Below are 24423 nucleotides of genomic sequence, written 5' to 3'. Positions count from 1 at the left end.
ATGATCAACGCCGTCGGAAACCGCATGACGCGCGAAATCGCGCGCCAGTCGAAGCTGTCGGACCAGCTCGACCGCATTCAGCAACAGATTTCGGGCGGCAAGAAATTGCTCCGCGCCTCCGACGACCCCGTCGCCTCCCGCCGCATCGCGACGATCGGCAGGGCACAGGCGAGCGCGACGACCTGGGCGGCGAACATCAAGACCGCGAGTGCGCAGGTGTCGCAGGCCGACACCGCGCTCGCCTCGGTCGGCAACCTGCTCACCCGCGCGCGCGAACTGACGCTGTCGGCGTCGAGCGCGACGACCAATCCCGCCGACCGCGCGAGCATCGCCGCCGAATTGTCGGCGATCGCCGACGAGATCGACGGGCTCGCCGCGACGCGCGATTCGAACGGCGAGCCGCTGTTCGCCGCCACCGCCAAACAGGTGCGCTTCGACGCCGATAACAGCTTCGCGCCGGTGCCGTCGGCGGGCGACGTCTTTGTCGTCGGCGGCAACAGCCTGTCGACCGGTCTGCGCGATGCCGCCGCGGCGATCGCCGCCGGCGATGCGACGGCCATGGGGGCAGCGCTGACCGCGCTCGACGCCAGCATCGGCCATGTCGCCGACCAGCGCGCCGCGATGGGTCTGTCGGCCGTGCGGCTCGAACGCATCGGCGACAGCCTTGAAGCCCGCGGCATCACGCTGGCCGACGAGAGGTCGGCGGTCGAGGACACCGACTTGTCGGTCGCCATCGCGCAGCTCAATGCACAGAATCTGACGCTCGAAGCCGCGCAGGCGGCCTTCGCGCGGATCAACCGGCAGACCTTGTTCGATATTCTGGGCTGATCATTCGGTTGGAGGCACGCTTTCCGCTCTCTCCCCTTCAGGGGAGAGATACGAAGGCTTGCCAGCATCTGGCTAGCCGGAGTTGAGAGGAGTTCCCTGTGCTTGAGCGGTCAGACCCCTCTCCAAGCTTCGCCAGCTCCTGACGGAGCAAGCTGCGCTATCCTCTCCCCTGAAGGGGAGAGGGCATGGAGTTCGCAAAGGCGATTTGGCGCGAGGCCCTAAATCTTTCGCCGCCGCTGCCGTTAAGCATCAAGACGTCCCGTTTTTGCCGGGGGTAGAAACCCCCGACTGGAGTTGTTCAGCATGTTTCCCGTCGTCGGCATCGTCGTTCTGCTGTTGCTGGTGTTCGGGGGCTTCGCGCTGACCGGGGGCAATCTCGGCCCCGTCATGCACGCGCTGCCGCACGAGATGCTGATCATCGGCGGCGCCGCAATCGGATCGCTGATCATCGGCAATTCGGGCAAGGAGCTGAAGGCGCTGGGCGGTGGTTTCGCCAAGGTGTTCAAGGGACCGACATACAAGAAGGCCGACTATCTCGACTGCATCCTGCTCGTTTCGACGCTGATGAAGATGATGCGTACCGAAGGGCCGGTCGCGGTCGAGCCGCATATCGAGGATCCGGCGAGCTCGCCGATCTTTCAGCAATATCCCAAGCTCGCCAAGGACCAGACGCTCGTCCACCTGATCTGCGACACGCTGCGCCTCGTCGTCGTGTCGTCGGGCACGCTCGACCCGCACGCGGTCGAGGAGGTGATGGACAGCGCGATCAAGAACCATCATCATCATGCGATCAAGCCCGCCGACGGACTGCAGAGCCTGGCCGATGCGCTGCCGGCGCTCGGCATCGTCGCGGCGGTGCTTGGCGTGGTGAAGACGATGGGCTCGATCGACAAGCCGCTGCGGCGATCCTCGGCGGCATGATCGGCTCGGCGCTCGTCGGCACCTTCCTCGGCGTGCTTCTGGCATACGGCCTCGTCGGCCCCTTCGCGACCCGCGCCCGCGCGGTGATCGAAAGCGACGCCGCCATCTATCACACCGTGAAACAGCTCATCATTGCCTCGCTCCACGGCCACCCGCAGCCGCTGGTGATCGAGGCGGCGCGTTCGGGCGTCGACCATGACAACCAGCCGAGCTTTGCCGAGGTGTTCGACGGCATGCGGGGTCGCTGATGGCCGCGCGTCCGAATACGCCGCTGCGGCCCATCATCGTCAAGAAGGTCATCGAGGCGCCGCACGGCGGCCATCATGGCGGTGCGTGGAAGGTCGCCTATGCCGATTTCGTGACCGCGATGATGGCCTTCTTCCTGCTCATGTGGCTGCTCGGCGCGACGACCGAAAAGCAGCGCAAGGCGCTGGCCGACTATTTCGCGCCGACGATCGTCCAGTCGAAACAGGATACGGCCGGCGCCACCGGGCTGTTCGGCGGCGACTCGCTCGTCGCCGCCGACAATTATCCGCACGGCGCGGCGCAGACGGGCACCAAGTCGATGACGATCCCGCGCGACGCGACGGGCGGACCGCGCGAGGCGTCGGGCCGCGAGCGCCAGCGCTCCGAGTTTCAGCGCCTCGCCCGGTCGCTGCTCCGCGAGGTGCAGGCCAAGGCCGAGATCCATGCGGCTGGCGCCCAATATCCGCTTCACCGAAACGCGCGAGGGGCTGCGCATCGACGTCGTCGATGACGCCGACTTCTCGATGTTCGTCGTCGGCACCAACCAGCTGACGCCCGAGGCGACCAAATTGTTCGCGCAGATCGCGGCGATCGTCGCCGAGGTTCCGAACCAGGTGATGATCCGCGGCCACACCGACGCCAGCCCCTGGTCGGCGAAGGCGGGCACCAACAACTGGCGCCTGTCGGTCGAACGGGCGGAGGTGACACGGCAGTATCTCGCCTTCCGCGGCATCAATTCGAATCGCTTCGCGCGCATCGAAGGCGTGGCCGACACCGAACCTTATGTCCCCTCCGACCGATTCGATCCGCGCAACCGCCGCATCTCGATCACGCTGGGGTGGGACGCGGACGACCGCTAGACGGCAACAATTGGTGCCAATCTGGCACCATTCAAATCCTTAACGACGCGGTTCGGCCTCCGTTACTGCCAGATTGGCAATAACTGTTTGTTTTGAAGGGGTTATGTAAATCCGGTTAGTCTTTTGTTTACCAGATTCCGTAATCACTCGGGTCATCGAGAAAGCGCCGAATTGGGGGGCGCGGTGGAGATCGAAATGACCAAGGTGGGGACTCGCGGCGACCAGGCCGCGCTTGAAACGCTGATCATCGGAAACAGCCCGGCGGCTGCGCGACTGCGCGAAATGATCCGCCGCGTCGCCCGCTCGAACGCCTCGGTGATGCTTTGCGGCCCGTCGGGTTCGGGCAAGGAACTGGTGGCCCGCGCGATCCACGACGAGGGCGCCCGCTCGGGCCAGGCCTTCTCCGCCATCAACTGCGGCGCGATCCCCGGCGACCTCATCGAATCCGAATTATTCGGTCATGAAAAGGGCAGCTTCACCGGCGCCCACGCCCGCCGCATCGGCCATTTCGAAGCCAGCGAGGGCGGCACGCTCTTCCTCGACGAAATCGGCGACATGCGCTTCGACATGCAGGTCAAACTGCTCCGCGTGCTCGAGGAACGGACGATCGTCCGCGTCGGCAGCAGCGAGGTGAAGCGCGTCGATGTCCGCGTCATCTCGGCCACCCACCAGGATCTCGGCGCCGCGATCGCCGACGGCAAGTTCCGCGAAGACCTGTTCTTCCGGCTCGGCGTGGTGGTGCTCCAGGTTCCGAGCCTCGCCGACCGCGTCGAGGATATTCCGGCGCTGATCCGCCATTTCCAGCGCAAGATGCCCGCCGACGTGAAATGCCGCTACGATGACGACGCGATGCACCTGCTGATGCGGCACCGCTGGCCGGGCAACGTCCGCGAACTGCGCAACTTCGTCGAGCGCGCCAGCGTCCTGCACGGCGGCGAGACGCTCGGCGTCGAGGATGTCGCGATCCTTTTGAACCCCACCGCGGCGCTTCAGCCACGACAGGCCATCCCCACCGGCCCTGTCGCGGCTGAAGCCAGCGCGGATGGTCAAGCACCCGCCATGCCCTTCGCCAAGGCGCCGGCGCCGGGCCGCCCGATCGACCTGAAGCGCGAGATCGAGACGATCGAGCTCGAACAGATCCACGTCGCGCTCGACCTCGCCGACGGCATCATTTCGGAAGCCGCGCGTCTTTTGACGCTCAAGCGCACCACGCTCATCGAAAAGATGCGCAAATATGGAGTTCAGCAACAGGCAGCCTGACGCATCCCCACCTGCGTCCGTGCCGCTGAATCGGCACCGGTTCGTTCCTTCTCGCCGCCAGTCCCCACCCTGGCGACGGAACGGGGAACGGGCCGGTGCCGAAATTTTATGTTCGCTGTCGTGTCCGGGGCGGCGGTTTTGGGGTGGAAGGCGGACGGTCGGATAAACGCCACGCCCTCCCCTTCAGGGGAGGGGCTTTACTTCCGCCACCGCCCCAAACCCGCCCCCCGCCGGGCTCTACCTCAGCTGCCGCCAAGCCCCGCTGACGGTCTTCACGCCTTCCAGCAGCTCGTCGAGGTCGTCGGCGCTGTTCGCGGCCACCGCCTTGTCGAGCTTGCGGCGCATGCTGCCATAGACGCGCGACAGCGCCCCCGCGACGTCGCCGCCGGCCTGATGGTCGAGCCCGGCGTCGAGCCCGATCAGGATAGCGCGCGCGCGATGCGCTTAGCTCGGTGGCGGAGATTTGCTGACCCTGCCGCACCATCGCGGCGAGCACGCCGATCGCGGTCTCCAGCTCGTCGTAGAGCATGGTGACGAGCTCGACGGGATCGGCCCCGGCGGCGCGGCTTTCGCTTTGCATGCGCCGGTAATGGCCGGTCGCGCGGACTGTCGATGCGGTGGCTGCCACGGTCGGTCGGCCTTAATTCTTGTTCTGGTTGGTCCACATCTCGATCTGTTGCTCGAGATAGGTCTGGGTCGCCTTGAGCGCGGCGAGCTTGGCGTCGAGGCCGCCGAACTGCTTTTCGAGCCGCGCGGCATAGGCGTCCTCGCGCTCCTCGATCTTTTCGAGCTGCTCGACGAGCGCCTCGGTCTTGGCCGCCAGCGACTTCGACACGCGGTCGATCACCCCGTCGGTCGCGATCGCCTTGTCGCGGATCGCGTCGAGCGCAAAGGCGATGCCGGGGTCGGTCGCCTCGGTGTGCGTCGCGTCGCGGCGCGGGTTGAAGATCGCCTCGACGGCACCGGCGTCGGTCGCCAGCGCCTTTTCGAGCTTCGCCATGTCGAGCGACAACAGGCCGTCGCGGGTGGAGCCGATGCCGATGTCGCTCAGCTTGTTGATGCTGCCGTGGCTAGTCAGCACCTTGCCGACCAGCGCCTGCAATTCGCGTTCGAGTTCGCGCAGGCCCGTCGTCGCGCCCGACATGCTCGACGCCGACTGCAGGCTTTTCTTGAGCTGGTTGTAGACATCGACGAAATCGCCGACGGTCTGTTTGATCATGTCGAGCGGTGCAGCTGGCGCCGATATCGACCGGCTGGCCCGGCGCCGCTTTCTTCAGCGTCAGCGACATGCCGGGCACGACGTCGTCGACGATGTTCGTGGCGCGGCTGAAGGCGATGCCGTCGATCGTGAAGGTGGCGTTGGCGGCGCTCTGCCCGAGCGTCATGCCGCCGCCCGGGCCATTGGAAAAGGCGGTAAGGGCAGGAGTGGCGGTTTCGAGCGTGAAGGCATTGGCTTCGCCGGTCGGACCTTTCAGGATCATGCGGTGGCCGCCATCGTCCGCGACGATCGACGCGGTGACGCCGGCGCCGCTGGCGTTGATCGCATTGGCGAGCCCGTCGAGGCTGTCGTTCGCCGCGCCGACGGTGATCGTCCGGGCGACGCCGCCGACGGTCAGCGTCATCGTGCCCTGGCCGATCGCGGCGCTCTTGTCGGCGACGATGCCTGAATAGACGGTCTGCGCGCGCGCCAACTGCGTCACCTCGACCGTCGCGGCGAAGCTGTCGGCCGACAGGCCGGCGCGCGTCGTGGCGCCGAGCACGCTCTCGTCCGAAACGGTCGGCGTGCTGCGCAGCGTGCCGTCCGACACCATCAGGCTGAGCGAGTCGGCGAAACCGTCGAGATTCGACCGCGCTTGCGCCAGCGCGCTAATCCGCGTCTGGTTCTGCTGGACCAATTTGCTGACGCGCTCGACCTTGGGCTCGCGCGATGCGGCGGCCAGGTCCTTGACCAGTTGCTGGGTGTCGATCCCCGATCCGAAACCGAGGCTGTTGGCGATTGAGCTGACCATGCGCGATATCCTTCGAAGCTCTTAACGGCGGTCTGCGGGAGAGATTAAGCCGCGTTTATTCTCCCCCTCCCGCTTGCGGGAGGGGTTGGGGGTGGGCAGCGACGTCGCGGATGCCCACCCCGCTGCGACTAACGAGCAAGCTCGTAAGTCTCGCTGCCCCTCCCGCTTGCGGGAGGGGAAACCGGTTCATTCCTCAAATGTCCGCTCCGGCGCCCGCCAGCGATCGGACCGCCCCTTATCCCTGCTTCCGTCCCTCCGCATCGAAGCGGTGCGATGCCGGCGACCTCGATGTCGGGCTGCGCCAACCCATCGGCGACGGCCTGTTCGAGGCGGAAGACGAAGGCGAGGACCGTCGCGACGGCGACGAACAATTCCTCCGGTATCGTGCGTCCGGCGCGCGCGGTGAAATAGATGGCGCGGGCGAGCTGCGGATATTCGAGGATCGGAACCTGCGTCCCGCGCGCCAGCTCGCGGATCGCCAGCGCGACGTTGCCGCGCCCGCGCGCGACGACGACCGGCGCCGCGTCGATGCCGGGGCGATAGCGTAGCGCGACCGAGAAATGCGTCGGGTTGGTCAGGATAACGGTCGCCTCCGACACCGCCTTGCGCGCCGACCCGCTCAGCATCTCGTGTGCGCGCTGGCGCTGCGCCTGCTTGAGTTCGGGCGCGCCGTCGGACTGGCGCAGCTCGTCCTTGATCTCCTGCTTGCTCATCATCAGCCGCTTGCGCCGCTGCAGCCATTGCACCGGCACGTCGATCAGCGCGATGACGACCAGCCCGCCCGCCATCGTCAGCACCGCATGACCCACCGCCTGTCCCGCCAGCCCGATCGCGCCGCGCAGGTCGGCCGAGGCGAGGTGGAGGATCGCGGGCAGGTTCTTCGCCACGAGCCAGGTGCCGATGGTCCCGAGCAACAGCACTTTCGCCAGCGCCTTGCCGAGTTCGGTCGCGCCCTGCAGGCCGAACATGCGCTTGAGGCCGTTCAGCGGGTTGATGCGATTGCCCTTGAAGCCGAGCGCCTTGCCGCGCCACCCCATCGAGCCGAGCAGCGCGGGCCCGGCGAAGGCCGCGAGCAGCGCCGCGCCGAACAGGCTGGCGAGCGGCAGCAGGATATCGGCGCCATTGCGCAGCAGCGCCTCGCCGGGCGCGAAATCGGTGATATCGCCGCGATCGAGCGTCAGCCCGCGCGCGAGCAGGTCGCCCGCGGCCTGGACGAACCAGCCGCCCGCCGCGATCAGCCATCCCGCCGCGACCAGCATCATCAGCGCCGTCGCGAGCTCGCGCGACTGCAATATATCGCCTTCGCGCGCCGAATCGGCGAGCTTCTTCGGCGTCGGCAATTCGGTTTTCTGGTCCTTGTCGGTCGTCCCGGCCATGTCTCAGATCCCCGCGACCATGCGCGCCGCATCGAGCGCGTCGGAGAGGATCAGCGCCAGCCCCTCGGCCATCACCGGCGTCGCGACTCCGAGCAGCAGGACGCCCGCGAGCAAGGTGGCCGGAATGCCGACCGCGAACAGGTTGAGCGCCGGGGCCGAGCGCCCGATCACGCCCATGATGATCTGGACGAGGATCAGCACGAAGCCGACGGGCAGGGCAATCGTCAGCCCCGCGGCGAACATCAGGCTGCCGAAGCGGACGATGCCGCCGATCGCCTGCCAGGAGGGAAAGGCGTTGCCGGGGGGCAGCGCGTTATAGCTGTCGACGATGATCGAGATCAGCACCAGATGCCCGTCGGCGGCGAGGAAGATCGCGGTCGCGAGCATCGACAGGAATTGTCCGATCGCCGAACTGGACGCGCCGCTCAGCGGATCGACCATCGACGCGAAGCCGAGCCCCATCGCGTTGCTGATCGTCTCGCCGGCGAGCAGCGCGGCGGCGAGTCCCATCTGGAGCACGAACCCCATGGCAAGGCCGATCACGACCTCGCCGATAATCAGGAAGAAGCCCGGAACCGAGACGATCCCCTCGGGCGGCAGCGCCATGCCCGATGCCGCGACCGCGGGCACCCCGACCGCGAGCGCGATGACGAGGCGAAGCTGGATCGGGATGTTGGTCGCGCCGAACACGGGCGCCGCGAGGAAGCAGGCGCCCGGGCGGATCATGCCGAGCATCCACAGCTGCAGCATCGCCTCCACATTCGGGATGTCGGCGGGGTTCATCGTGCCTTATCGGACGAGCGTCGGGATCTGTGCGAATATCTCGCGGGTGAAATCGGTGAGCAGCACCAGGATGCTGCCGCCGAAGATCGCGAGGCAGAGCGCGGCGACGATCAGCTTGGGGATGAAAGTCAGCGTCTGTTCGTTGATCGAGGTCGCCGCCTGCACCATGCCGAGCAGCACGCCGACGACGAGCACCGGAATGAGCAAGGGCGCGGTCGCGAGCGCGAGGATCCACAGCGACTGCTGCGCCACTCCGACGAAATAATCGGCTTCCACGTCAGGCTCCCTATGTCCCGAAGGAGGCGGCGAGCGAGCCCATCGTCAGCGCCCATCCGTCGACAAGGACGAAGAGCAACAGCTTGAAAGGCATAGAAATGATCGTCGGCGACAGCATCATCATGCCGAGCGACATCAGCGCCGATGCAACGATCAGGTCGATGATGAGGAAGGGCAGGAAGATCAGGAAGCCGATCTGGAACGCCGTCTTCAATTCGCTGGTGACGAAGGCGGGGAGCAGGATCGAGAAGGGGACATCCTTTGGACTCGCGTAATTCGGCGCCTTGGCGATCTTGGCGAACATCATCAGGTCGGACTTGCGCGTCTGGGTCAGCATGAAGCCGTGCAGCGCATCGCCCGAGCGGACCACCGCCGTGCCGATGTCGATCTGTTCCTGTCCATAGGGTTCGATCGCGACGCGGTTCACCTCGCTGATCACCGGCGCCATCACGAACAGCGACAGGAAGAGGCTGAGCCCGACCAGCACCTGGTTCGGCGGCGTCTGTTGCAGCCCCAGCGCGTGGCGCAGGATGGACAGCACGATGATGATGCGCGTGAAGCTGGTCATCATGAGCAGCAGCGACGGCAGCACCGTCAGCAGGCTCATTAGGACGAGGATCTGGAGCGACAGCGACAGCGGGCGGCCATCGCCGCCGAGTTCGTTCACCGCGCGGCTGAGCCCGCTGGCTTCCTGCGCATAGGCCGCGGGCGCCGCGACGAGCAGCGCGAGGCCGCCAGCGATCGCCGCGGCGCGCAGCCAGTTGCGCTTGGAGGGGTATGCATTTCCCGTTGTCCGATTCCCCGAGCGAAGACGAGGGGCTATGCCGAGCGAAGTCGAGGCTGCGACGTCGCTGGTTCTCGCTTCGCTCGAACGAGCCCCTCGTCTTCGCTCGGGAAATCGGATTGGAGAGAATCGCGGGCGGTTTGCCTCAATCGACATGGAAATCGCCCTGGCTGTTGTCGGCAAGCCGGGTGACGGCGCCGCGCGAGACCGACAGCAGGATGCGCTGCCCAGCGAATTCGACGACCGTCAGCTTGGTCCCGGGGCCGAGCGGCAGCACGTCGATCATCTCGATCGCACGCGCGCGCTTCGCGCCCTGGCCGGGCAGTTGGAGCGTGCCCATCTGGACCTTTTTCCACAGCCACAGGCTGCCCCACGCCATGCCGCCGACGAGCGGCAGCAGGATCAGCAGGCGCAGGATATATTCAAACATCAGGCCCTCCGGTCGAAGCCGGCAAGGCCGCGGTCGGGGGCGACCACTTCGGCGACCTGGATACCATAGCGGCCGTCGACATTGACGATCTCGCCGCGCGCGATCAGCGTGCCGTTGGCATAGATGTCGAGCAGCTCGTTCGCGGCGCGGTCGAGCTCGACGACGCTGCCCTCGGTCATCGACAGCAGGTCGGCGAGCGTCATGCTCGTCGACCCGACCTCGACCGAGACGCGCAGCGACACGCCGGCGAGCAGGTCGAAATTGGGCGCCATCGCCACATCCTTGCCGTCGCGGCGATCGCGGCGGCCGGCGCCTTCGCTCATGTCACTCATGATCCGATCCTTTTTCGATATGCTCGATCATTATGGCTGCATTTCCATTGGCTTCGCCGATGCTGCCGACCGCGAAACTGCGGCTGAGCGACGGTTACCGGAACATTGCGCGGAATGGTTAACGGAATGATATCGCCGACCTCCAAACCGAGCAGTTTGACCAAAGAAATTTCGGGACGGGCCAATACCGAGCGGACGGGAAGGCGAACTTCCTTCAGCGCTCCGCTCAACGTGGCTTTCCACGCGGCATCGGCGGGGCTGGTGTCGCGCGCGTCGGGGGTGGGTTCGGCGCCCGCGATGCCGCGCAGCGCGGCGACCGGATAGGCGCAGGCGATCGAGCGGCCATCGAGCGGCCCGCCGCGCAGCACGAAACGCTGGACGAGCAGTTCGTCGTCGGCGCGCACCGCCGCGAGCTTGGCGGGATCGCCGGTGACGCAGTCGAGTTCGGGCGCGATCGCGAACTTGTCGCCCCAGGCGGTGGCGATCTGTAGCCCCATGTCGCGACCGAGCCGAGCGGCAAAGCGGTCCTCGGCATCGGTCAGCTCGTCGCGTTCGGCCGCGAGCTGGCCCTTGCCGCCGTAAAAGATATCGACAAGCTGGAGGATAAGCGGCCGCGCGCCGGCGAGCAGCACCGGCCCCTTCATCGGCGGCGCGTGATAGCGCCAGAAGATCGCGGGGGCCGCGGCCGCGGTCCAGTCGGCGAAGCGCACCACCTCGGCGGCCTGCCGTTCGACCTGCACCGTCGGGGCGCCGAGCGCGCGGACCAGCTCGCGCAAGGATCGCGCGAACTGGTTCGCGACGCCGTCGAGCAGCGGAAAGGCATAACCGCTCTCGGCCTTGCGCAGCAGCAGCGAGGCCTTGGCGTCATCGCCGGCGGCGCCGGACGCGACCTTGGCGGCGGGCGCCTTGGGCGCCTTGAAGGGGTTGGTCTTGGCGGTCACTGGATCACCAGGCTCGTGAAATAGACATTGTCGATGCCGCCGAAGCCTTCCTTGTCGCGCAGCACCTGGTTGATCGCGCCGGTCAGCTGGCGCTGCAGCTGCTGCTTGCCGTGCGAGGTGGAGAGCAGCGCGGGATCCTGTTCGGCGAGCACCATCAGCACCGCCGAGCGGATCGGCACGTCCTGCCGCTCGATATTGGCGATGACCTTGCCGTCATAATAGGTCGACAGGCTGATCCCGATCTGCAGGAAACCCGACCCGTCGGCGAGGTTCGTCGTGAAGGCCTGGCTGATCGGATAGTAGGTGATCTCATATTTGCGCGGATCGACCTTGAACCGGTCGTTGGGGACCGAAACCGTGCCGACCTTCGGGGCCGGGGCCTCGTCGCCTTCGCCCTTGGTGGCGGGTTTGGCGCCGGGGTCGCGAACGACCAGCTTGGGGAAATGATCCTCGGGCTTGGCCGCATGAGCCGCCATGCCGACGCCGAAATAGATGCCGGCGCCAGCGCTGGCGCCGATCAGCACGACGGCGCCGATGCCGATCATCAGCAGCTTCTTCATCTTGCCCTTCTTCCTGGGCTCGGGGGCTTCGGTCTTGTCCTTGCTCATCGGTCTGCTCCTCGTCAGGCGAAGCGGCCGCGGCGGTCGCCGGCGCGCTCTTGGTCATCGGTTTCGCGTAGCTCGGTACGCGCGGTTGCGGTTTCGATCAGATGTGCGGCGTCCTGCGCCGGGCTGCGGCCCTGGCCCTGCTGCGACTGGCGTCCGGCCTGGTCGGGGGTGTGGGTCACCTGGGTTTCGGTGACGCGCACGCCCTGCTGGCGCAGGTCGTCGACAAGCCGGACCTGCGCGGCGGTGACGATCGTCGCGGTCGCCTCATGCTGCGTGTCGAGCTTCAGCGACACGCCTTCGTCGCCCGCCAGCATCGACACGTCGAGGCGGCCGAGATGACGCGGCATCAGGCGAAAGCTGACCTCGTTGGTCGCCGATTTGGTGGCGGCGATGTCCGACGCCAGCTGTTCTATCCAGGCATCGTCGCTGGTCAGGTCGAGCACGCGTTCGGCGATTGCGACGGGCTTGGCCGCTTCGGCGATGGCCGCGGTCTGCGTGGCGGGTTGGGCGAAGAGTATCGTCATCGAGGCTTCGTCGGCGGGTTTCGCGACTGGGGCTTCGGCGGAAGCGAATGTTGCGGCGGGCAGCGAGGCCGCGGCGTCGCGAACCCTGGGCGCCGCCATCGGGGGCGCGGGCTGCTCGTCCCGGCGCGGCGCGGCTTCGGCGGCCAGCTTGGCGGCGGCGCGGGGTTCGATCATGCGGCTGGACCAGCGCCATCGCGGCGACCGGTGCTGCTCCGTTGGCGGATTCGCCTTCTTTGCCGCTTTCGCCTTCGGCTTCGCGCGCCGTTGCGCCGGGCTTGGCGGTCGCCGGCTTGGCCGCAGGGGTGGTGAAATGTGCCAGCGTCGCGAGCAATTCGTTCGCCGCAACCACCGCCTTGCTGACCTCGGTTTCCGCGGTCGGCGCGGGCATTTCGGCTTTGGCCTTGCCGGTGTCGGCCAGTCCGGGCTCGACCGCGATCGGGCGCACCGGCTTGCCCGGGGCGGCAGGCGCGATGGTCGGCTGGACGGTCGGCGTTTCGGTCGCCGAAGGCGGGGCCGGGTTCTCGGCGACCGGCGTGGCCACGCCGACCGGCGCCGTCGGGGCGGCAGCACCCGGCGCCCGCTGCGCGACAAGCTGGTCGAACAGGCCTTCCTGCCCGGCCTCGCCTGCCTGCGCGGGGGGCAGCACCGCGAGCAGTGCGTTCATGCCCTGGGTGGCGGTCTGCGGCAGCGCGCCCATCATGCGACGCCCCCGTCGATCAGGCGGAGGCGCATGCCGCCGCGCACGCGGTGCGGGCGGTTGGCGTCGGCGCGGCGCTCCATGTCCTTCTCCGCCGACTTGCGGCTGTTTTCATAGAGGCGGACGGCGGATTCTTCCTTGACCATCGCGCGCTGCGCCAGCGCGCCCATCTGGTCGCGGCGCGCGCTGGCGTTGCTCATCGGCGCGACCAGATTTTCCTTCGCCATGTCGAGCCGCATGCCGAGCTCGCCGATCGTGTTGAGCGCCCGGCCCGCGACCGCGCCCTTCGCGACGGCGAGGTCGGTGCGCAGCGTTTCGAGCCGCTTCGACAACTCGACCAGATTGGCGAGTTCGCTGTTGGCGCGCGCGAAATTGGCCTCCGCCATCTGATGTTCGACGCCGCGAACGCGGATGATCCGTTTGCGGCGCGCGGTGCGAGAGGTCATGCACTATATCCTTCGACGAGAGACTGGCGGGAGGTGGCGAAATCGACCTGGGCCTTGGCGGCCTGCGCCACATAGGCGAGCTGGTCGGCGCGGCGCGCGATGGCGGTGTCGAGCACCGGATCGGCGCCGGCGACGTAAGCGCCCATCAGCATCAGGTCGCGATTTTCCTCATAAGCCGACCACAGCTGGCGAAAGCGCGCGGCGGCGGCGGCATGTTCAGGATCGACCGAATCGGCCATGGTGCGCGACAGCGAGCGGGCGACGTCGATCGCGGGATAGACGCCCTGTTCGGCCATGGTGCGCGACAGGATGATATGGCCGTCGACGATCGCGCGGGCGCTGTCGACGACCGGATCGTCGATGTCGCCGCCGTCGGCGAGCACGGTGTAGAGTGCGGTGACCGAACCGCCGGTCGCCTTGTCGATGCCCGCGCGTTCGCACAGCGAGGGGATCAGCGCGAAGACCGACGGCGGGTAACCCTTCATCGTCGGCGGCTCGCCGAGCGTCAGCCCGATCTCGCGCTGCGCATGGGCGACGCGGGTCAGGCTGTCGATGAGGAGCAACACCTTCTTGCCCTCGTCGCGGAAGGCTTCGGCGATCGCGGTCGCGCGCATCGCGGCGCGCAGGCGGAGCAGCGGCGGGTGGTCGGCGGGAACCGCGACGACGACCGCTTTCTTGCGCACCTCGGGGGGCAGCTTGGTCTCGACGAAGTCGCTGACTTCGCGGCTGCGCTCGCCGATCAGGCCGACGACGATGACGTCGCATTCGGTACCCGCGATCATCTGGCCCATCAGCACCGACTTGCCGACGCCCGAGCCCGCGATGATCGCGACGCGCTGGCCTTCGCCGACGGTGAGCAGGCCGTTGATCGCGCGCACGCCCATGTTGAGCGCATGCGTGACGCGGCCACGGCGCAGCGGATTGACCTTGCGCCCGGCGAGCGGCCACAGGAACTGCGACTTGACCGGCGGGCGGCCGTCGAGCGGGTTACCCTGCGCGTCCATGATGCGGCCGAGCAAAGCCTTGCCGACCGGAACCATCGAGCTGGCGCCATGCGGTTCGACCGGCGCGCCGGTGACGAGCGGCTTGTTCATGTCGAAGGGCAGGACGAGGCTGCGGTGGCCGCGAAAGCCGACGACCTCGCCATAGACATAGTCGTTGTCGGCCGATTTGATGCGGACGTTGCTGCCCAACGGCTGCGGGAAACCCGACACCTCCAGCATGATGCCTTCGTGCGCGACGAGCGTGCCGATGCGGCGCGGACTCGCCTTGGCGATGTCGATGGGGGCGAGCAACTGCTGCGCGCTCATGGCGAGACGGCGGGTCACGCGGCCTCCTCGCGGCCGAGCGCCGCGCGCAGTTCATTGAGGTAGACGGCGCGGCCATGCTCGATCCAGCCGGCCGACGTCTCGATCCGCACCGTGCCGCGCATCATCGTCGCATCGGCCTCGACGGGCAGGCGGATGTCGGCATCCATCAGCAGCGCCGCGTCCTGCGGGTGGACCCACAGGGTGCGCGCCTTGTCGGCTTCGGCGACCAGTGCAGCGGCGGTCTCGGCCTGTTCCTTCAGCCAGTCGGCGTCGATCGGTGCGCTGACGACAATCTGGCGGACCAGCCGCTCGACCGTCTCGGCGATCAACTGCGCCAGTTCCTCGCTCGGTTCGTCCTGCAGCGCCTCGGCGCCGGCGACGAGTGCGAGCAACTGGCCGCGCTCGACCGCGAAACCGGCTTCGGCGAGGCGCTGGCCTTCGGCCAGCCCCCTGGCGAACGGATCCTCGGCCGGTTCGGCCTCGACCGGCGCCTCGGCCGCGACGGCCTCGTGCGCGCGCACTGCGGGGTCGAACGACCTCGGCCGAAAGCCGGTGTCGTGCGCCATGACGAGCGCCAGCGGGGTCGGGGCGAAGCTCTGGTCAGACATAATCGTCGCCCGCGCCGGCGATCATGATCTCGCCCGATGCCGCCATCTGGCGCACGATCTGCATGATGCTCTTCTGCGCATCCTCGACGTCGGTCCGCTTGACCATCGTCATCTCCGCCATTTCGTCGCGGATCGTTTCCGCGGCGCGCTTCGACATCGTCGACAGGCACAGGTCGGCCATCTCGTCGTCGGCGCCCTTGAGCGCGACGGCGAGCTGCGCCGCATCGACGCCGCGCAGGATCGTGCCGAGGCTGCGCAGGTCGAGGTCGCGCAGATTCTCGAAGATGAACATTTCCTCCTCGATCGTCTGGGCGAGCTGGCGGTCGGCCTTCTTCAGGTTGCGGATCGTCCGTTCCGACAGCGACTTCGGCATTTTCTTCATGATCTTGGCGACATCGCTCGGGCCGCCGATCGCCTGTTTGGCGACACGCTGGCCGCCGACATTGGCGGAGGCGAGGACCGATTCCAGATCCTCGATCGCCGCCGCGGGGACCGCGGTCAGTTGCGCCGCGCGCAGTACCAGATCGGCCTGCAACCCTTCGTCGAGCGTCTCGATCGCGCGCGCTGCGATATCGGGCACCAGCACCGACAGGATCAGCGCACCGACCTGCGGATGTTCGCTGGCGAGCAAACCACTAATGGCGTCAATGTCCATCCAGCGCAGCATTTCGAGCGAGGCGGCGCTGCGCTGCGGGGCGATGGCGGCCAGGATATTGTCGGCGCGGACATTGCCCACCGCCTGGTTCATCACGGTGCGGATGCGGGTGTCGGCGCCGATGGCGAGCGCGCTGACGGTCCGGCTGCGCGCCACGAAGCGGTCGAGCGCCTGCTCGACCTGCGTCTCATTGGCATTGGCCGCGTCGAACATGCCCTTGGCGAGCAGGCGAACCTCGTCGGGGTCGAGATGCTTCAGGATCGTCGCGGCTTCGCTTTCGTCAAGCAGCATCAACAGGATCGCGGCGGCGGCCGACCCTTCGACGGCGGGCGTCGCGGGCGCGGTTCCGATGGCGGTGTCGAGGTCAGGCACGGGCGCCCTCCTGCATCAGCTGGCGCACGACCAGCGCGGCGCGGGCCGAATCCTGGCGCACGAATTCGCGGACGAGATTGGCGCGCGCCTCATAGCTCGGCGCCGCCTCGATCATTTCGAGCGTGATTTCGCGGCCGAGCGCGCGGTGCGGACGCAGCCGGCGAACCGGTGCTCGCCATCAGCGATTCCTCCAGCGCGGCATTGTGCTCGGCGCGCGCCGCCGCCCTGGCCTTGGCCGAACGGATCAGCGGACGGCCGATGAAGAAGAAGGCTAGAATGGCGGCGATCACCGCGCCGATCTGCTTGATCAGCGGCAGGAACCAGCCCTGTTCGTAAAAGGCGGGGCTGACATCCTCGATCTTGGCGAAGGGGCGCTGGCCGATCGCGACCTGGTCGCCGCGCGCTTCATCGAAGCCAACCGCGCCCTTGACCAGCCGGTCGATCTTGGCGAGGTCGCCCTGGCTCAGCGCCTTGCTGCCCTGGTTGATCGCGACCGCGACCGAGACGCGGCGCAACTGGCCCTGCGGGCGGTGCGTCACCGAAATTTCCCGGCCGACCTCATAGGCGCGCGCCGCATTCTCGTTGCTGCTCGTGCCGGCCGCGCCACCGCCCTGCGGCGTACCGGCCGGCGTCTGGCTGAGTTCGGTGGCCGCGCGGCGGCTGGTTCGACAGTGCGCCGGGGATGCCGACGGCGGGGGCCGGGCCCTGGCCGCTCACCGAGCGGGTGACCTGTTCGCTGCGCAGCGCGCGGTCGTTTTCGGGAAAGCTTTCGCGCGTTGCCTGGCTTTCCGACATGTCGACGTCGGCGTGGACCTCGACGCTGTAATTGCCTGCGCCGAGCATCGGGCCGAGCAGGCTGTCGAGCGCGCGGCGGAAGCGATCCTCCATCTGCGTCTGCAACTGGAACGCCTGCATGTCGCTCGATGTCGCCGAGTCCGACAGCAACGCGCCACGCTGGTCGATCACCGACACCTGATCGGCGTTCATGCCCGGCACCGAAGAGGCAACGAGGAAACGGATCGCCTGCACCTGGCCATCGCTCAAGCTGCGGCCGTTCTGCAGCGTCAGCATCACCGACGCGGTGGCGGGCTTGTCGTCGCGGACGAACAGGCTGGGTTCGGCGGCGGCGATATGGACGCGCGCGGCCCTGACCGCGTCGATCGCCTCGATCGTGCGCGCGAGGTCGGCCTCGCGCGCGCCGCGCAGCGTCTCGCCTTCGATCGCGCGGCTCGCGCCCATCGGCAGCGCGCCGATCATCTCGCTGCCGTCGGCCGATGCCTTGGGCAGGCCCTGGCCCGCGAGCGCGATGCGCGCCTGGTGGAGCTTGTCGGCGTCGACGGTCAGCGCGCCGGTAACGGGGTCGATGCTGTGCGCGATGCCCTGCGCGGTCAGCGCGTCGGCGACCGCGGCCTTGTCGGCATCGGCGAGCCCGGCGAACAACTGCGTCTGCGGAGCCGCGGCGGTGGCAAAATAGGCGAGGGCGGCGATGCCGATCGCCGCCGTGGTCGCGATCGCGGGCAAGGCGCGCTGGACGGCGGGCTGGCGAATGAACTGCTGTACGGGGGCCAGGCGGCCGCCCAAGGCGGGGACGGGCAGGCGGTTCGCGCTGCCGGTGTCGACGGGGGTCAGTATCTGTGCGTCGGCCATGGATTACACCGGCATGTTCATGATGTCGCGATAGGCGGACAGCAGCTTGTTGCGGACCTGCAGGGTCGTTTCGAAACCGAGCGAGGCCTTCTGCCGCTCGATCATCACGCTGACGATGTCGTGCGTGTCGCCGCGTTCATAGGCTTCGCTTATCTCGCTGGCCTTGGCCTGCTGGGCGTTGACCTGTTGCAGTGCGGTCGAGATCGCCGATCCGAAATCGGCCATCCCCGTGCTGTCCGGCGCGGGCTCGGTGCCGCCGCGGCCCGCCGCGCGCTGCAGCGCCTGGTTCTGATTGAGGATCGAACTGCGCATCTGCAACAGCCGACTCGGGTCAATCGTGCTCATAGTTTCATCCGTCTCGAGACGCGGCATCGCGCCGCACGCAGAGAGTGATGCAAAGCGCGTGCCAAGAATTTTATTCGTCGGAAATCAGAGTGATAAATCTGCATACCGGCAGCCGTTAACCGATTTCGGCATTTTTTTGACGCGCCGCCCTTAAGCGCCGCTCAGCCCGCGCCGTTACTGCAATCGTGAAGCTCGCCGAGCCGCACACCAAGGGAATGGCCCTGGGGGCCGGAAAGGGAACGAAATGACTGTTATCAACACCAATGTGAGCGCGCTCCGCGCCCAGAACAGCTCGCGTGTTGCCGAACGCATGCAGTCGCAGGCGATGGAACGCCTGTCGAGCGGCAAGCGCATCAACAGCGCGAAGGACGATGCCGCCGGCCTCGCCATCGCGACCCGCATGGACGCCAATGTCCGCGGCCTGAACCAGGCCGTTCGCAACGCCAACGACGGCATCTCGCTGTCGCAGACCGCCGAAGGCGCGATGGGCAACATCTCGAACATCCTCGTTCGTATGCGTGAACTGGCCGTGCAGGCTTCGACCGGCACGCTGGGCGATGACGATCGTGAAGCGATCCAGACCGAAGTCACGGCGCTGATCGCGCAGATCGGCGACATCGCGACCCGCACGACCTTCAACGGCACCGCGCTGCTCGACGGCACCGCCGATCTCAACATCCAGACCGGCATCAACGACGGCGAAGTCGTCAACATCGTCATCGGCGACCTCTCGGCCGAAGGGCTGGAGGTCGAAGACGTCGATCTGTCGAGCGACACCGGTGCTTCGGCCGCGCTCGAAGTGCTCGACACGGCGATCCAGACGGTTGCCACCGAGCGCGCCAACCTGGGTGCCCAGCAGAACCGCCTCGAAGCTACTGTCGACAATTTGACGTCGACCGTCGTCAATCTGGCGGACGCCAAGTCGCGCATCGAAGACACCGACTTTTCGGCCGAATCGACGAAGCTCGCGGCCGCCGGCATCCTGGCCCAGGCATCGACCGCGATGCTCGCCCAGGCGAACCAGAGCCAGCAGGGCGTGATGAACCTGCTGCGCTAAGCACAAGAGCAACCGAGACTCAGGCTATATTTGGTTGGTCCCTTAATTAGCCTGATCGAATGCCCCGGCCCCCCACGGCCGGGGCATTCCCTGTTTTCGATCAAGGACGGCGAAACGCTTGCCCCCGATGGGCAAATGAGCCAACGCCTCCCCGACAAATCGGGGAGCTTAGCAAATGAACCATCCGCCAGCCGCCGCAGCCGTGTCGCAGCGCGCGCTCGACATCGGCGAACGCGTCGAGCATTTCGTCCGCACCGTCGTCGCACCCTATGAAAGCGACCCGCGCCGCGATCACCACGGCGCCCCGACCGACGATCTGGTCGCCGAGCTCAAGGAAAAGGCGCGCGCCGCCGGCGTGCTCACCCCGCATATATTGGCGGACGGCGACCATCTGACGCAGGTCGAGTCCGCCTATGTCCTTCAGAAGACCGGCCTGTCGCCGCTCGGCCCGCTGGCATGCAACACCGCGGCGCCCGACGAAGGCAATATGTATCTGCTCGGCAAGGTCGGCAGCCCCGAACTGAAGGCGCGCTTCCTCGACCAGCTGGTGCAGGGTCATGCGCGCTCGGCTTTCTTCATGACCGAACCCGCCGAAGACGGCGGAGCGGGCTCTGACCCCTCGATGATGAAGACGGTCTGCCGCATGGACGGCAACCACTGGGTCATCAACGGCCGCAAATGCTTCATCACCGGCGCCGACGGCGCAAAGGTCGGCATCGTCATGGCGAAGGCCGAGGATGTCGCGGCCGGCGGCGGCGCCTGCATGTTCCTCGTCGACCTGCCCGACCCCGCGATCCGCATCGAGCATGTGCCCAATACGATCGACAGCTCGATGCCCGGCGGCCATGCGACCGTCGTCATCGAAAACCTGCGCGTCCCCGCCGACCAGATGCTCGGCGAGGCGGGCGAGGGGTTCAAATATGCGCAGGTCCGCCTGTCCCCCGCGCGCCTGTCGCACTGCATGCGCTGGCACGGCGCCTGCCAGCGCGCGCACGAGATTGCGAGCGATTACGCGAACCGCCGCCACGCCTTCGGCAAGCCGCTGATCGACCATGAGGGCGTCGGTTTCATGCTGGCCGAGAATCTGATCGACCTGAAACAGGCCGAACTGATGATCCGCTGGTGCGCCGAAGTGCTCGACACCGGCGATCTCGGCACCGTCGAAAGCTCGATGGCCAAGGTCGCGGTGTCGGAGGCGCTGATGCGTATCGCCGACCGCTGCGTGCAGGTGATGGGCGGCACCGGCGTCACCGACAAGACGATCGTCGAACAGGTCTTCCGCGAGGTCCGCGCGTTCCGCATTTACGACGGCCCGACCGAGGTCCACAAATGGAGCCTCGCCAAGAAGATCAAGCGCGACTGGAAAAACGCGCAGGCGGGCTGAGGCTCAGATCAGCCCGTCGACGCGCCAGATGACCAGCAGGCCCGCGCCGACTATGACGTCGATGACGACGCACCAGGGCACATACCATTGCGGGATCGCGACGAGCGGCAACCGCCACCGGACGTGGTGCGCAAAATCCCACGCCGCATGGCCGAAATAGGCGAGCGGCAACAGGATCGGCCAATAGAGCAGGCCGAGCAGCCCGGCGACGGCGAAGGCGCCGCTCATGTTGAATTCGACGAACTGGTCGCGCGGCGATCCGTTGACCACCGCGAAGCCGAAATAAATGCCGCCGATCAGCGCGATCAGCACCGCGGCGAAGCCAAGCGAGGCCTCGGGTAGCAGAAAGGCGTGGGGCAACAGCGATCCGACGCCGACGGCGATGCCGGTCAGCACCGGCCGCCGTTCGAACGGTGACAGGCCGCGCGCGTGGCTATGCAAGGCTTCGTTCGACATCGGACCCCTCCGTCTGGCTGTATCGCTCCGCTCCGTCGCCGCGACCTATATCATGACGGCCCCATAGGGCGGAAGATTTGTCGCGCCGGCCTGCCGCTAGGGCGCGACCCGCCCTTCGTCGCGCCCCGGCATCGGGGCGACGGCGTGGAGGACCGGCACCGACAGCGCCAGCCAGCCGCCGCCGGCCAGGACGGCGGCGGGCAGCGTCCACAGGTCGGCGACCAGCCCGAAAGACCAGGCGCCGAGCGCCAGGGCGCCGAACGTCACGGCCTGATAGATCGACAGGCAGCGCCCGAGGATCGCGTCGGGCGAGCGGAGCTGCATTGCGACGTTGAGCGTCGTCAGCGTCCCCACCCACGCCATGCCCGCCGTGAAGGCCGCTACGAGCACGGCACCCACCATCTGCGTCAGTGCGACGGGAAGCATCGCCGCGGCGAATGCCAGCGTCGCGACGCTGACCACCCGCTCGCTCCCCCAGCGCCGCCGCGCCGCGCCGACCCACAGGGCGCAGAGGATCGACCCGAGGCCGAAGGCGCCGAGGCACAGGCCATAGACAAGCTCGGTCCCCTTGAGCTGGTCGCGGACCAGCGAGGGCAGCAGCGCCTGAAAGGCCGCGGCGCCGAAACCGAAGGAAAAGCCGCGCATCAGCACGCGGCGTACCGGGTCCGACTGCGCGCAGAAGCGGATGCCCGTCGCGATGGCGGCGAGCATCGGCGATTTGGCGGGCGGTTCGGTCGCGGGTTTCCAGCGCAGCAGCACGACGATCAGCGCGAGGTAGCTCAAAGTGTTGAGCGCGAAGGCGGTCGCCGGCCCGGTGAGCGAGATCAGCAGTCCGCCGAGCGCCGGCCCGACGCTGCGCGCGAGGTTGAAGGCGATGCTGTTGAGCGCGATCGCCTGCGGCAGGTGCGCGTGCCCGACCTGCTGGCGCACCGACGCCTGCCAGGCGGGCGAATTGACGGCGGTGCCGCAGCCGACCGCAAGCGTGAAAAACAGCAGCGACAAGGGCCCGATCGCCCCCGCCCAGGTGACGACCGCCAGCGCGGCCGACGCGGCGAGCATCGCGGCCTGCGCCGCCAGCATCACGCGCCGCCGGTCGTAATTGTCGGCGATCGCCCCCGCGAACACGCCGAGCAGCAGGATCGGGATCGTCGCCCCCGCATTGACCAGCGCGATCAGCAGGTGCGACTGCGTCAGTTCGGTCATCAGCCAGGCGGCGCCGACCGACTGGATCATCGACCCCATGTTCGAGGCGAGGTTGGCGATCCAGATCGCGCGGAAAGCGGGGAACTGGAACGGGGCGAGCGGCGAAACGGGGGCGGGACGCGGGTCGCTCCCGTCCGCCATCAGTTGCGGCCTCCGGCCAGCCCGCGGGCGATCACCTGCGCCTGGATTTCGGCTGCGCCCTCGAAGATGTTGAGGATGCGCGCATCGCACAGCACCCGGCTGATCTCATATTCCATCGCATAGCCGTTGCCGCCGTGGATCTGCAGGCTGGCGTCGGCGTTCGACCAGGCCGCGCGCGCGCCGAGCAATTTCGCCATGCCCGCCTCTATGTCGCAGCGCTTGCCGCCATCCTTGGCGCGTGCCGCGGCATAGCTGAGCTCGCGCGCGGTGACGAAATCGACGAGGCTCATCGCCAGCTTGTCCGACACGCGCGGAAAATAGAGGATCGCCTTGCCGAACTGCTTGCGCGTCATCGCATAATCGAGCCCGAGTTCGAGCGCGCGCCGCGCGACGCCGACCGCGCGCGCGGCGGTCTGGATGCGCGCGCCCTCGAAGGTCCGCATGAGTTGCTTGAACCCCTGACCCTCCTCGCCGCCGAGCAAAGCGTCGGCGGGCGCGGGCATCGCGTCGAACTGCAGCGCATATTCGCGCATCCCGCGATAGCCGAGCACTTCGATCTCGCTGCCGCTCATGCCGTCGGCGGGGAACGGCACCTCATCGCTGCCGCGCGGCTTGGGCACCAGCAGCATCGACAGCCCGGCATAGCCCTTTGCATCGGGCAAGGTCCGCGCGAGCAGGGTCATCAGGTCCGAGCGTGCGGCATGGGTGATCCAGTTCTTCGCCCCGTCGATCACCCATTCGCCGTCGCTGTTCCGCCGCGCGCGCGTCTGGAGCGAGCCGAGGTCGGAACCGACGTCGGGCTCGGTAAACACCGCGGTCGGCAATATCTCGCCGCTCGCGATCCTGGGTAGCCAGTGCGCCTTCTGTTCGTCGGTGCCGCCGAGTACGATCAGCTCGCCCGCGATCTCGGACCTTGTGCCGAGCGACCCGGTGCCGATCCAGCCGCGCGACAATTCCTCGGTGACGATGCACATCACCAGCTTGCCGAGTCCGAGCCCGCCATATTCCTCGGGAATGCAGACGCCGAAGGTGCCGAGTTCGGCCATCGCGGCGACGGTCGTGTCGGGGATCAGCGCATTGGCGAGGTGCCAGCCATGCGCGTGCGGGATAATCTCCGCGTCGGTGAAGCGCCGATACTGCTCGCGGATCGCGTCGAGATCGGCGTCGTGCAGCGTCTCGCTCGGCCATTGACCGCCCGCCAGCAGCGCGGCCAGTTCGGCACGCGCCGCCGCCTGGTCGGTGCCGAGCAATGCGGCGCACTCCGCCGCCAGCTTCGCCGCCGCGTTTCCCAGCCCGAGGTCGGCGGGTCGGAATATCTCGTTCTGCCCCATCGGCAGCCCGCCGGCGAGCTGCGCGATCCCTTCGGCAAAGGCGAGGGCGGTTACCAGCGCATCGACGCGCGGCCGCTCGCCCGCCTCGTACCAGCCCAGCGTCGCTTCCAGCGCCGCGACGGTGGTCGCGACCCAGGCGAAACCATGGGCGGCGCGTTGCTCGGTGTCGATCGGCGCCTTTTCGAGCCGTGCCGCCAGTGCGGCCTGTGCCGCGGTTCGATAGTCCTGCGCGGCGGTCAGCGCCTGCCTCAACTCGCTCATTCGATCATCCCGTCTGTCGCGGCGGCGATGCACCGAAGTGCGGTCCTCCGCAACCCTCAGTTAGTATACCATGTGTGGATTTCTAAACCCGTTCGCCCCGAGCTTGTCGAAGCACCATTCTTCCCCTTTTGAGGCGTCGAAGGAAGGACGGTGCTTCGACAAGCTCAGCACGAACGGGGATGGATTTTTGACCTGAACTCACGAGGCTGGAATGCCCCCGAAATAATCCCGCATCCCCCACTGGCGCGCGTGGCGCCGACTGGTTACATGGGCCGCCACCAATCGACTCGTGCGTGCCGCCCCGACAGCGGGAGCAGGCGCCGCCAAAAGCA

The 24423-nt window shown here is 67.6% G+C and carries 28 protein-coding genes and 2 pseudogenes; 7 read left to right on the top strand and 23 right to left on the bottom strand.

The window, feature by feature from the left end; genetic code table 11:
* The 5 genes and pseudogenes from N0A20_RS10680 to N0A20_RS10665 all read left to right on the top strand — a co-directional run bounded on the left by N0A20_RS10680 (position 1) and on the right by N0A20_RS10665 (position 4115).
* Positions 1-828 (top strand): flagellin, encoded by an 828-nt coding sequence (locus tag N0A20_RS10680; protein ID WP_260580407.1) that lies wholly within the window; start codon positions 1-3, stop codon positions 826-828.
* A 303-nt stretch (positions 829-1131) separates the two neighbouring features.
* Positions 1132-1997: pseudogene (gene motA, locus N0A20_RS10675) on the top strand (flagellar motor stator protein MotA).
* A complete protein-coding gene (locus tag N0A20_RS20140; protein ID WP_312846522.1) occupies positions 1997-2506 on the top strand; it encodes a flagellar motor protein MotB in 510 nt (169 codons plus the stop codon). The pseudogene motA and the gene N0A20_RS20140 overlap by 1 nt, the downstream one beginning before the upstream one ends.
* Positions 2439-2855 (top strand): flagellar motor protein MotB, encoded by a 417-nt coding sequence (locus N0A20_RS20135; RefSeq protein WP_312846521.1) that lies wholly within the window; start codon positions 2439-2441, stop codon positions 2853-2855. Before N0A20_RS20140 ends, N0A20_RS20135 begins: the two co-directional genes overlap by 68 nt.
* 195 nt (positions 2856-3050) lie before the next feature.
* On the top strand, positions 3051-4115 hold the full coding sequence (locus N0A20_RS10665) for a sigma-54 interaction domain-containing protein (RefSeq protein WP_260580406.1): 1065 nt from the start codon (positions 3051-3053) through the stop codon (positions 4113-4115).
* Between the two features lie 237 nt (positions 4116-4352).
* On the opposite strand, the gene N0A20_RS10660 is transcribed toward N0A20_RS10665, so the two are convergent.
* The 20 genes and pseudogenes from N0A20_RS10660 to fliE form a co-directional block, all read right to left on the bottom strand.
* Positions 4353-4535, bottom strand: coding sequence for a flagellar protein FliS (locus N0A20_RS10660; RefSeq protein WP_260583897.1), 183 nt, complete (start codon positions 4533-4535; stop codon positions 4353-4355).
* A gap of 220 nt (positions 4536-4755) precedes the next feature.
* The gene (gene fliD / locus N0A20_RS10655; protein WP_260583896.1) at positions 4756-5277 is read right to left on the bottom strand and encodes a flagellar filament capping protein FliD; all 522 of its coding nucleotides are present in this window, start codon (positions 5275-5277) and stop codon (positions 4756-4758) included.
* Positions 5186-6124, bottom strand: a complete 939-nt coding sequence (gene fliD / locus N0A20_RS10650) for a flagellar filament capping protein FliD (protein ID WP_260580405.1) — start codon at positions 6122-6124, stop codon at positions 5186-5188. The genes fliD (N0A20_RS10655) and fliD (N0A20_RS10650) overlap by 92 nt, the downstream gene beginning before the upstream one ends.
* Before the next feature lie 128 nt (positions 6125-6252).
* Positions 6253-7500 (bottom strand): flagellar type III secretion system protein FlhB, encoded by a 1248-nt coding sequence (locus N0A20_RS10645; protein ID WP_312846520.1) that lies wholly within the window; start codon positions 7498-7500, stop codon positions 6253-6255.
* 3 nt (positions 7501-7503) lie between these two features.
* On the bottom strand, positions 7504-8283 hold the full coding sequence (gene fliR / locus N0A20_RS10640) for a flagellar biosynthetic protein FliR (protein ID WP_260580404.1): 780 nt from the start codon (positions 8281-8283) through the stop codon (positions 7504-7506).
* Between the two features lie 6 nt (positions 8284-8289).
* Positions 8290-8559: a flagellar biosynthetic protein FliQ gene (locus tag N0A20_RS10635; protein ID WP_260580403.1), complete on the bottom strand. Its 270-nt coding sequence runs from the start codon at positions 8557-8559 to the stop codon at positions 8290-8292.
* Between the two features lie 10 nt (positions 8560-8569).
* On the bottom strand, positions 8570-9316 hold the full coding sequence (gene fliP / locus N0A20_RS10630; protein ID WP_409574790.1) for a flagellar type III secretion system pore protein FliP: 747 nt from the start codon (positions 9314-9316) through the stop codon (positions 8570-8572).
* Between the two features lie 172 nt (positions 9317-9488).
* Positions 9489-9773, bottom strand: a complete 285-nt coding sequence (locus N0A20_RS10625) for a flagellar biosynthetic protein FliO (RefSeq protein WP_260580402.1) — start codon at positions 9771-9773, stop codon at positions 9489-9491.
* Positions 9773-10105 (bottom strand): flagellar motor switch protein FliN, encoded by a 333-nt coding sequence (gene fliN / locus N0A20_RS10620; protein WP_260580401.1) that lies wholly within the window; start codon positions 10103-10105, stop codon positions 9773-9775. The genes N0A20_RS10625 and fliN overlap by 1 nt, the downstream gene beginning before the upstream one ends.
* Positions 10102-11046: a flagellar motor switch protein FliM gene (locus tag N0A20_RS10615; RefSeq protein WP_260580400.1), complete on the bottom strand. Its 945-nt coding sequence runs from the start codon at positions 11044-11046 to the stop codon at positions 10102-10104. Before N0A20_RS10615 ends, fliN begins: the two co-directional genes overlap by 4 nt.
* Entirely contained in the window at positions 11043-11654 is a 612-nt protein-coding gene (gene fliL, locus N0A20_RS10610) for a flagellar basal body-associated protein FliL (RefSeq protein WP_260580399.1), read from the bottom strand. Before fliL ends, N0A20_RS10615 begins: the two co-directional genes overlap by 4 nt.
* Positions 11655-11668: 14 nt before the next feature.
* On the bottom strand, positions 11669-12352 hold the full coding sequence (locus tag N0A20_RS10605) for a flagellar hook-length control protein FliK (protein WP_260580398.1): 684 nt from the start codon (positions 12350-12352) through the stop codon (positions 11669-11671).
* Between the two features lie 522 nt (positions 12353-12874).
* A complete protein-coding gene (locus tag N0A20_RS10600) occupies positions 12875-13321 on the bottom strand; it encodes a hypothetical protein (protein WP_260580397.1) in 447 nt (148 codons plus the stop codon).
* Positions 13318-14649: a FliI/YscN family ATPase gene (locus N0A20_RS10595; protein ID WP_409574676.1), complete on the bottom strand. Its 1332-nt coding sequence runs from the start codon at positions 14647-14649 to the stop codon at positions 13318-13320. The genes N0A20_RS10600 and N0A20_RS10595 overlap by 4 nt, the downstream gene beginning before the upstream one ends.
* The gene (locus N0A20_RS10590) at positions 14646-15239 is read right to left on the bottom strand and encodes a FliH/SctL family protein (RefSeq protein ID WP_260580396.1); all 594 of its coding nucleotides are present in this window, start codon (positions 15237-15239) and stop codon (positions 14646-14648) included. Before N0A20_RS10590 ends, N0A20_RS10595 begins: the two co-directional genes overlap by 4 nt.
* On the bottom strand, positions 15232-16266 hold the full coding sequence (gene fliG, locus N0A20_RS10585) for a flagellar motor switch protein FliG (protein ID WP_260580395.1): 1035 nt from the start codon (positions 16264-16266) through the stop codon (positions 15232-15234). Before fliG ends, N0A20_RS10590 begins: the two co-directional genes overlap by 8 nt.
* A complete protein-coding gene (locus N0A20_RS10580; RefSeq protein WP_260580394.1) occupies positions 16259-16381 on the bottom strand; it encodes a hypothetical protein in 123 nt (40 codons plus the stop codon). Before N0A20_RS10580 ends, fliG begins: the two co-directional genes overlap by 8 nt.
* A pseudogene (locus N0A20_RS10575) lies at positions 16356-16859 on the bottom strand (flagellar M-ring protein FliF C-terminal domain-containing protein); the annotation flags it as partial. The gene N0A20_RS10580 and the pseudogene N0A20_RS10575, both read right to left, overlap by 26 nt.
* The gene (fliF, locus tag N0A20_RS10570) at positions 16825-17913 is read right to left on the bottom strand and encodes a flagellar basal-body MS-ring/collar protein FliF (protein ID WP_260580393.1); all 1089 of its coding nucleotides are present in this window, start codon (positions 17911-17913) and stop codon (positions 16825-16827) included. The pseudogene N0A20_RS10575 and the gene fliF, both read right to left, overlap by 35 nt.
* 3 nt (positions 17914-17916) lie before the next feature.
* Entirely contained in the window at positions 17917-18258 is a 342-nt protein-coding gene (gene fliE / locus N0A20_RS10565; RefSeq protein WP_260580392.1) for a flagellar hook-basal body complex protein FliE, read from the bottom strand.
* A 244-nt stretch (positions 18259-18502) separates the two neighbouring features.
* Here fliE and N0A20_RS10560 point away from each other — a divergent pair, with 244 nt between their 5' ends.
* Both N0A20_RS10560 and N0A20_RS10555 read left to right on the top strand, forming a co-directional pair.
* The gene (locus tag N0A20_RS10560) at positions 18503-19315 is read left to right on the top strand and encodes a flagellin (RefSeq protein WP_260580390.1); all 813 of its coding nucleotides are present in this window, start codon (positions 18503-18505) and stop codon (positions 19313-19315) included.
* Between the two features lie 175 nt (positions 19316-19490).
* Positions 19491-20699: an acyl-CoA dehydrogenase family protein gene (locus N0A20_RS10555; RefSeq protein WP_260580389.1), complete on the top strand. Its 1209-nt coding sequence runs from the start codon at positions 19491-19493 to the stop codon at positions 20697-20699.
* Between the two features lie 3 nt (positions 20700-20702).
* Here the strand turns inward: N0A20_RS10555 and N0A20_RS10550 are convergent, their stop codons facing one another.
* The 3 genes from N0A20_RS10550 to N0A20_RS10540 all read right to left on the bottom strand — a co-directional run bounded on the left by N0A20_RS10550 (position 20703) and on the right by N0A20_RS10540 (position 24091).
* Complete coding sequence (locus tag N0A20_RS10550; RefSeq protein ID WP_260580388.1) at positions 20703-21155, bottom strand: DUF6010 family protein; 453 nt, start codon at positions 21153-21155, stop codon at positions 20703-20705.
* Between the two features lie 96 nt (positions 21156-21251).
* Positions 21252-22499 (bottom strand): MFS transporter, encoded by a 1248-nt coding sequence (locus tag N0A20_RS10545; RefSeq protein WP_260580387.1) that lies wholly within the window; start codon positions 22497-22499, stop codon positions 21252-21254.
* Entirely contained in the window at positions 22499-24091 is a 1593-nt protein-coding gene (locus tag N0A20_RS10540) for an acyl-CoA dehydrogenase family protein (protein ID WP_260580386.1), read from the bottom strand. The genes N0A20_RS10545 and N0A20_RS10540 overlap by 1 nt, the downstream gene beginning before the upstream one ends.
* Positions 24092-24423: the final 332 nt, after the last annotated feature.

It is taken from the genome of Sphingopyxis sp. PET50 (genome assembly GCF_025244705.1).
Lineage (GTDB): Bacteria > Pseudomonadota > Alphaproteobacteria > Sphingomonadales > Sphingomonadaceae > Sphingopyxis.
The sequence above is the reverse complement of the archived record's forward strand: the minus strand, read 5'-3'. Positions and strand labels throughout refer to the sequence as shown.

What these genes read in the sequence shown, in the direction of transcription:
- fliE (WP_260580392.1), bottom strand. Translation starts at nt 18,258, where the DNA reads ATGAGCACGATTGACCCGAGTCGGCTGTTGCAGATGCGCAGTTCGATC.
- N0A20_RS10555 (WP_260580389.1), top strand. Translation starts at nt 19,491, where the DNA reads ATGAACCATCCGCCAGCCGCCGCAGCCGTGTCGCAGCGCGCGCTCGAC.
- N0A20_RS10580 (WP_260580394.1), bottom strand. Translation starts at nt 16,381, where the DNA reads ATGATCGAGGCGGCGCCGAGCTATGAGGCGCGCGCCAATCTCGTCCGC.
- N0A20_RS10590 (WP_260580396.1), bottom strand. Translation starts at nt 15,239, where the DNA reads ATGTCTGACCAGAGCTTCGCCCCGACCCCGCTGGCGCTCGTCATGGCG.
- N0A20_RS10605 (WP_260580398.1), bottom strand. Translation starts at nt 12,352, where the DNA reads ATGATCGAACCCCGCGCCGCCGCCAAGCTGGCCGCCGAAGCCGCGCCG.
- N0A20_RS10645 (WP_312846520.1), bottom strand. Translation starts at nt 7,500, where the DNA reads ATGGCCGGGACGACCGACAAGGACCAGAAAACCGAATTGCCGACGCCG.
- N0A20_RS20140 (WP_312846522.1), top strand. Translation starts at nt 1,997, where the DNA reads ATGGCCGCGCGTCCGAATACGCCGCTGCGGCCCATCATCGTCAAGAAG.
- fliN (WP_260580401.1), bottom strand. Translation starts at nt 10,105, where the DNA reads ATGAGTGACATGAGCGAAGGCGCCGGCCGCCGCGATCGCCGCGACGGC.
- fliF (WP_260580393.1), bottom strand. Translation starts at nt 17,913, where the DNA reads ATGGCCGACGCACAGATACTGACCCCCGTCGACACCGGCAGCGCGAAC.
- fliR (WP_260580404.1), bottom strand. Translation starts at nt 8,283, where the DNA reads ATGAACCCCGCCGACATCCCGAATGTGGAGGCGATGCTGCAGCTGTGG.
- N0A20_RS10625 (WP_260580402.1), bottom strand. Translation starts at nt 9,773, where the DNA reads ATGTTTGAATATATCCTGCGCCTGCTGATCCTGCTGCCGCTCGTCGGC.
- N0A20_RS10540 (WP_260580386.1), bottom strand. Translation starts at nt 24,091, where the DNA reads ATGAGCGAGTTGAGGCAGGCGCTGACCGCCGCGCAGGACTATCGAACC.
- fliD (WP_260580405.1), bottom strand. Translation starts at nt 6,124, where the DNA reads ATGGTCAGCTCAATCGCCAACAGCCTCGGTTTCGGATCGGGGATCGAC.
- N0A20_RS10680 (WP_260580407.1), top strand. Translation starts at nt 1, where the DNA reads ATGATCAACGCCGTCGGAAACCGCATGACGCGCGAAATCGCGCGCCAG.
- N0A20_RS10550 (WP_260580388.1), bottom strand. Translation starts at nt 21,155, where the DNA reads ATGTCGAACGAAGCCTTGCATAGCCACGCGCGCGGCCTGTCACCGTTC.
- fliL (WP_260580399.1), bottom strand. Translation starts at nt 11,654, where the DNA reads ATGAGCAAGGACAAGACCGAAGCCCCCGAGCCCAGGAAGAAGGGCAAG.
- N0A20_RS20135 (WP_312846521.1), top strand. Translation starts at nt 2,439, where the DNA reads ATGCGGCTGGCGCCCAATATCCGCTTCACCGAAACGCGCGAGGGGCTG.
- N0A20_RS10600 (WP_260580397.1), bottom strand. Translation starts at nt 13,321, where the DNA reads ATGACCTCTCGCACCGCGCGCCGCAAACGGATCATCCGCGTTCGCGGC.
- N0A20_RS10545 (WP_260580387.1), bottom strand. Translation starts at nt 22,499, where the DNA reads ATGGCGGACGGGAGCGACCCGCGTCCCGCCCCCGTTTCGCCGCTCGCC.
- N0A20_RS10665 (WP_260580406.1), top strand. Translation starts at nt 3,051, where the DNA reads ATGACCAAGGTGGGGACTCGCGGCGACCAGGCCGCGCTTGAAACGCTG.
- N0A20_RS10560 (WP_260580390.1), top strand. Translation starts at nt 18,503, where the DNA reads ATGACTGTTATCAACACCAATGTGAGCGCGCTCCGCGCCCAGAACAGC.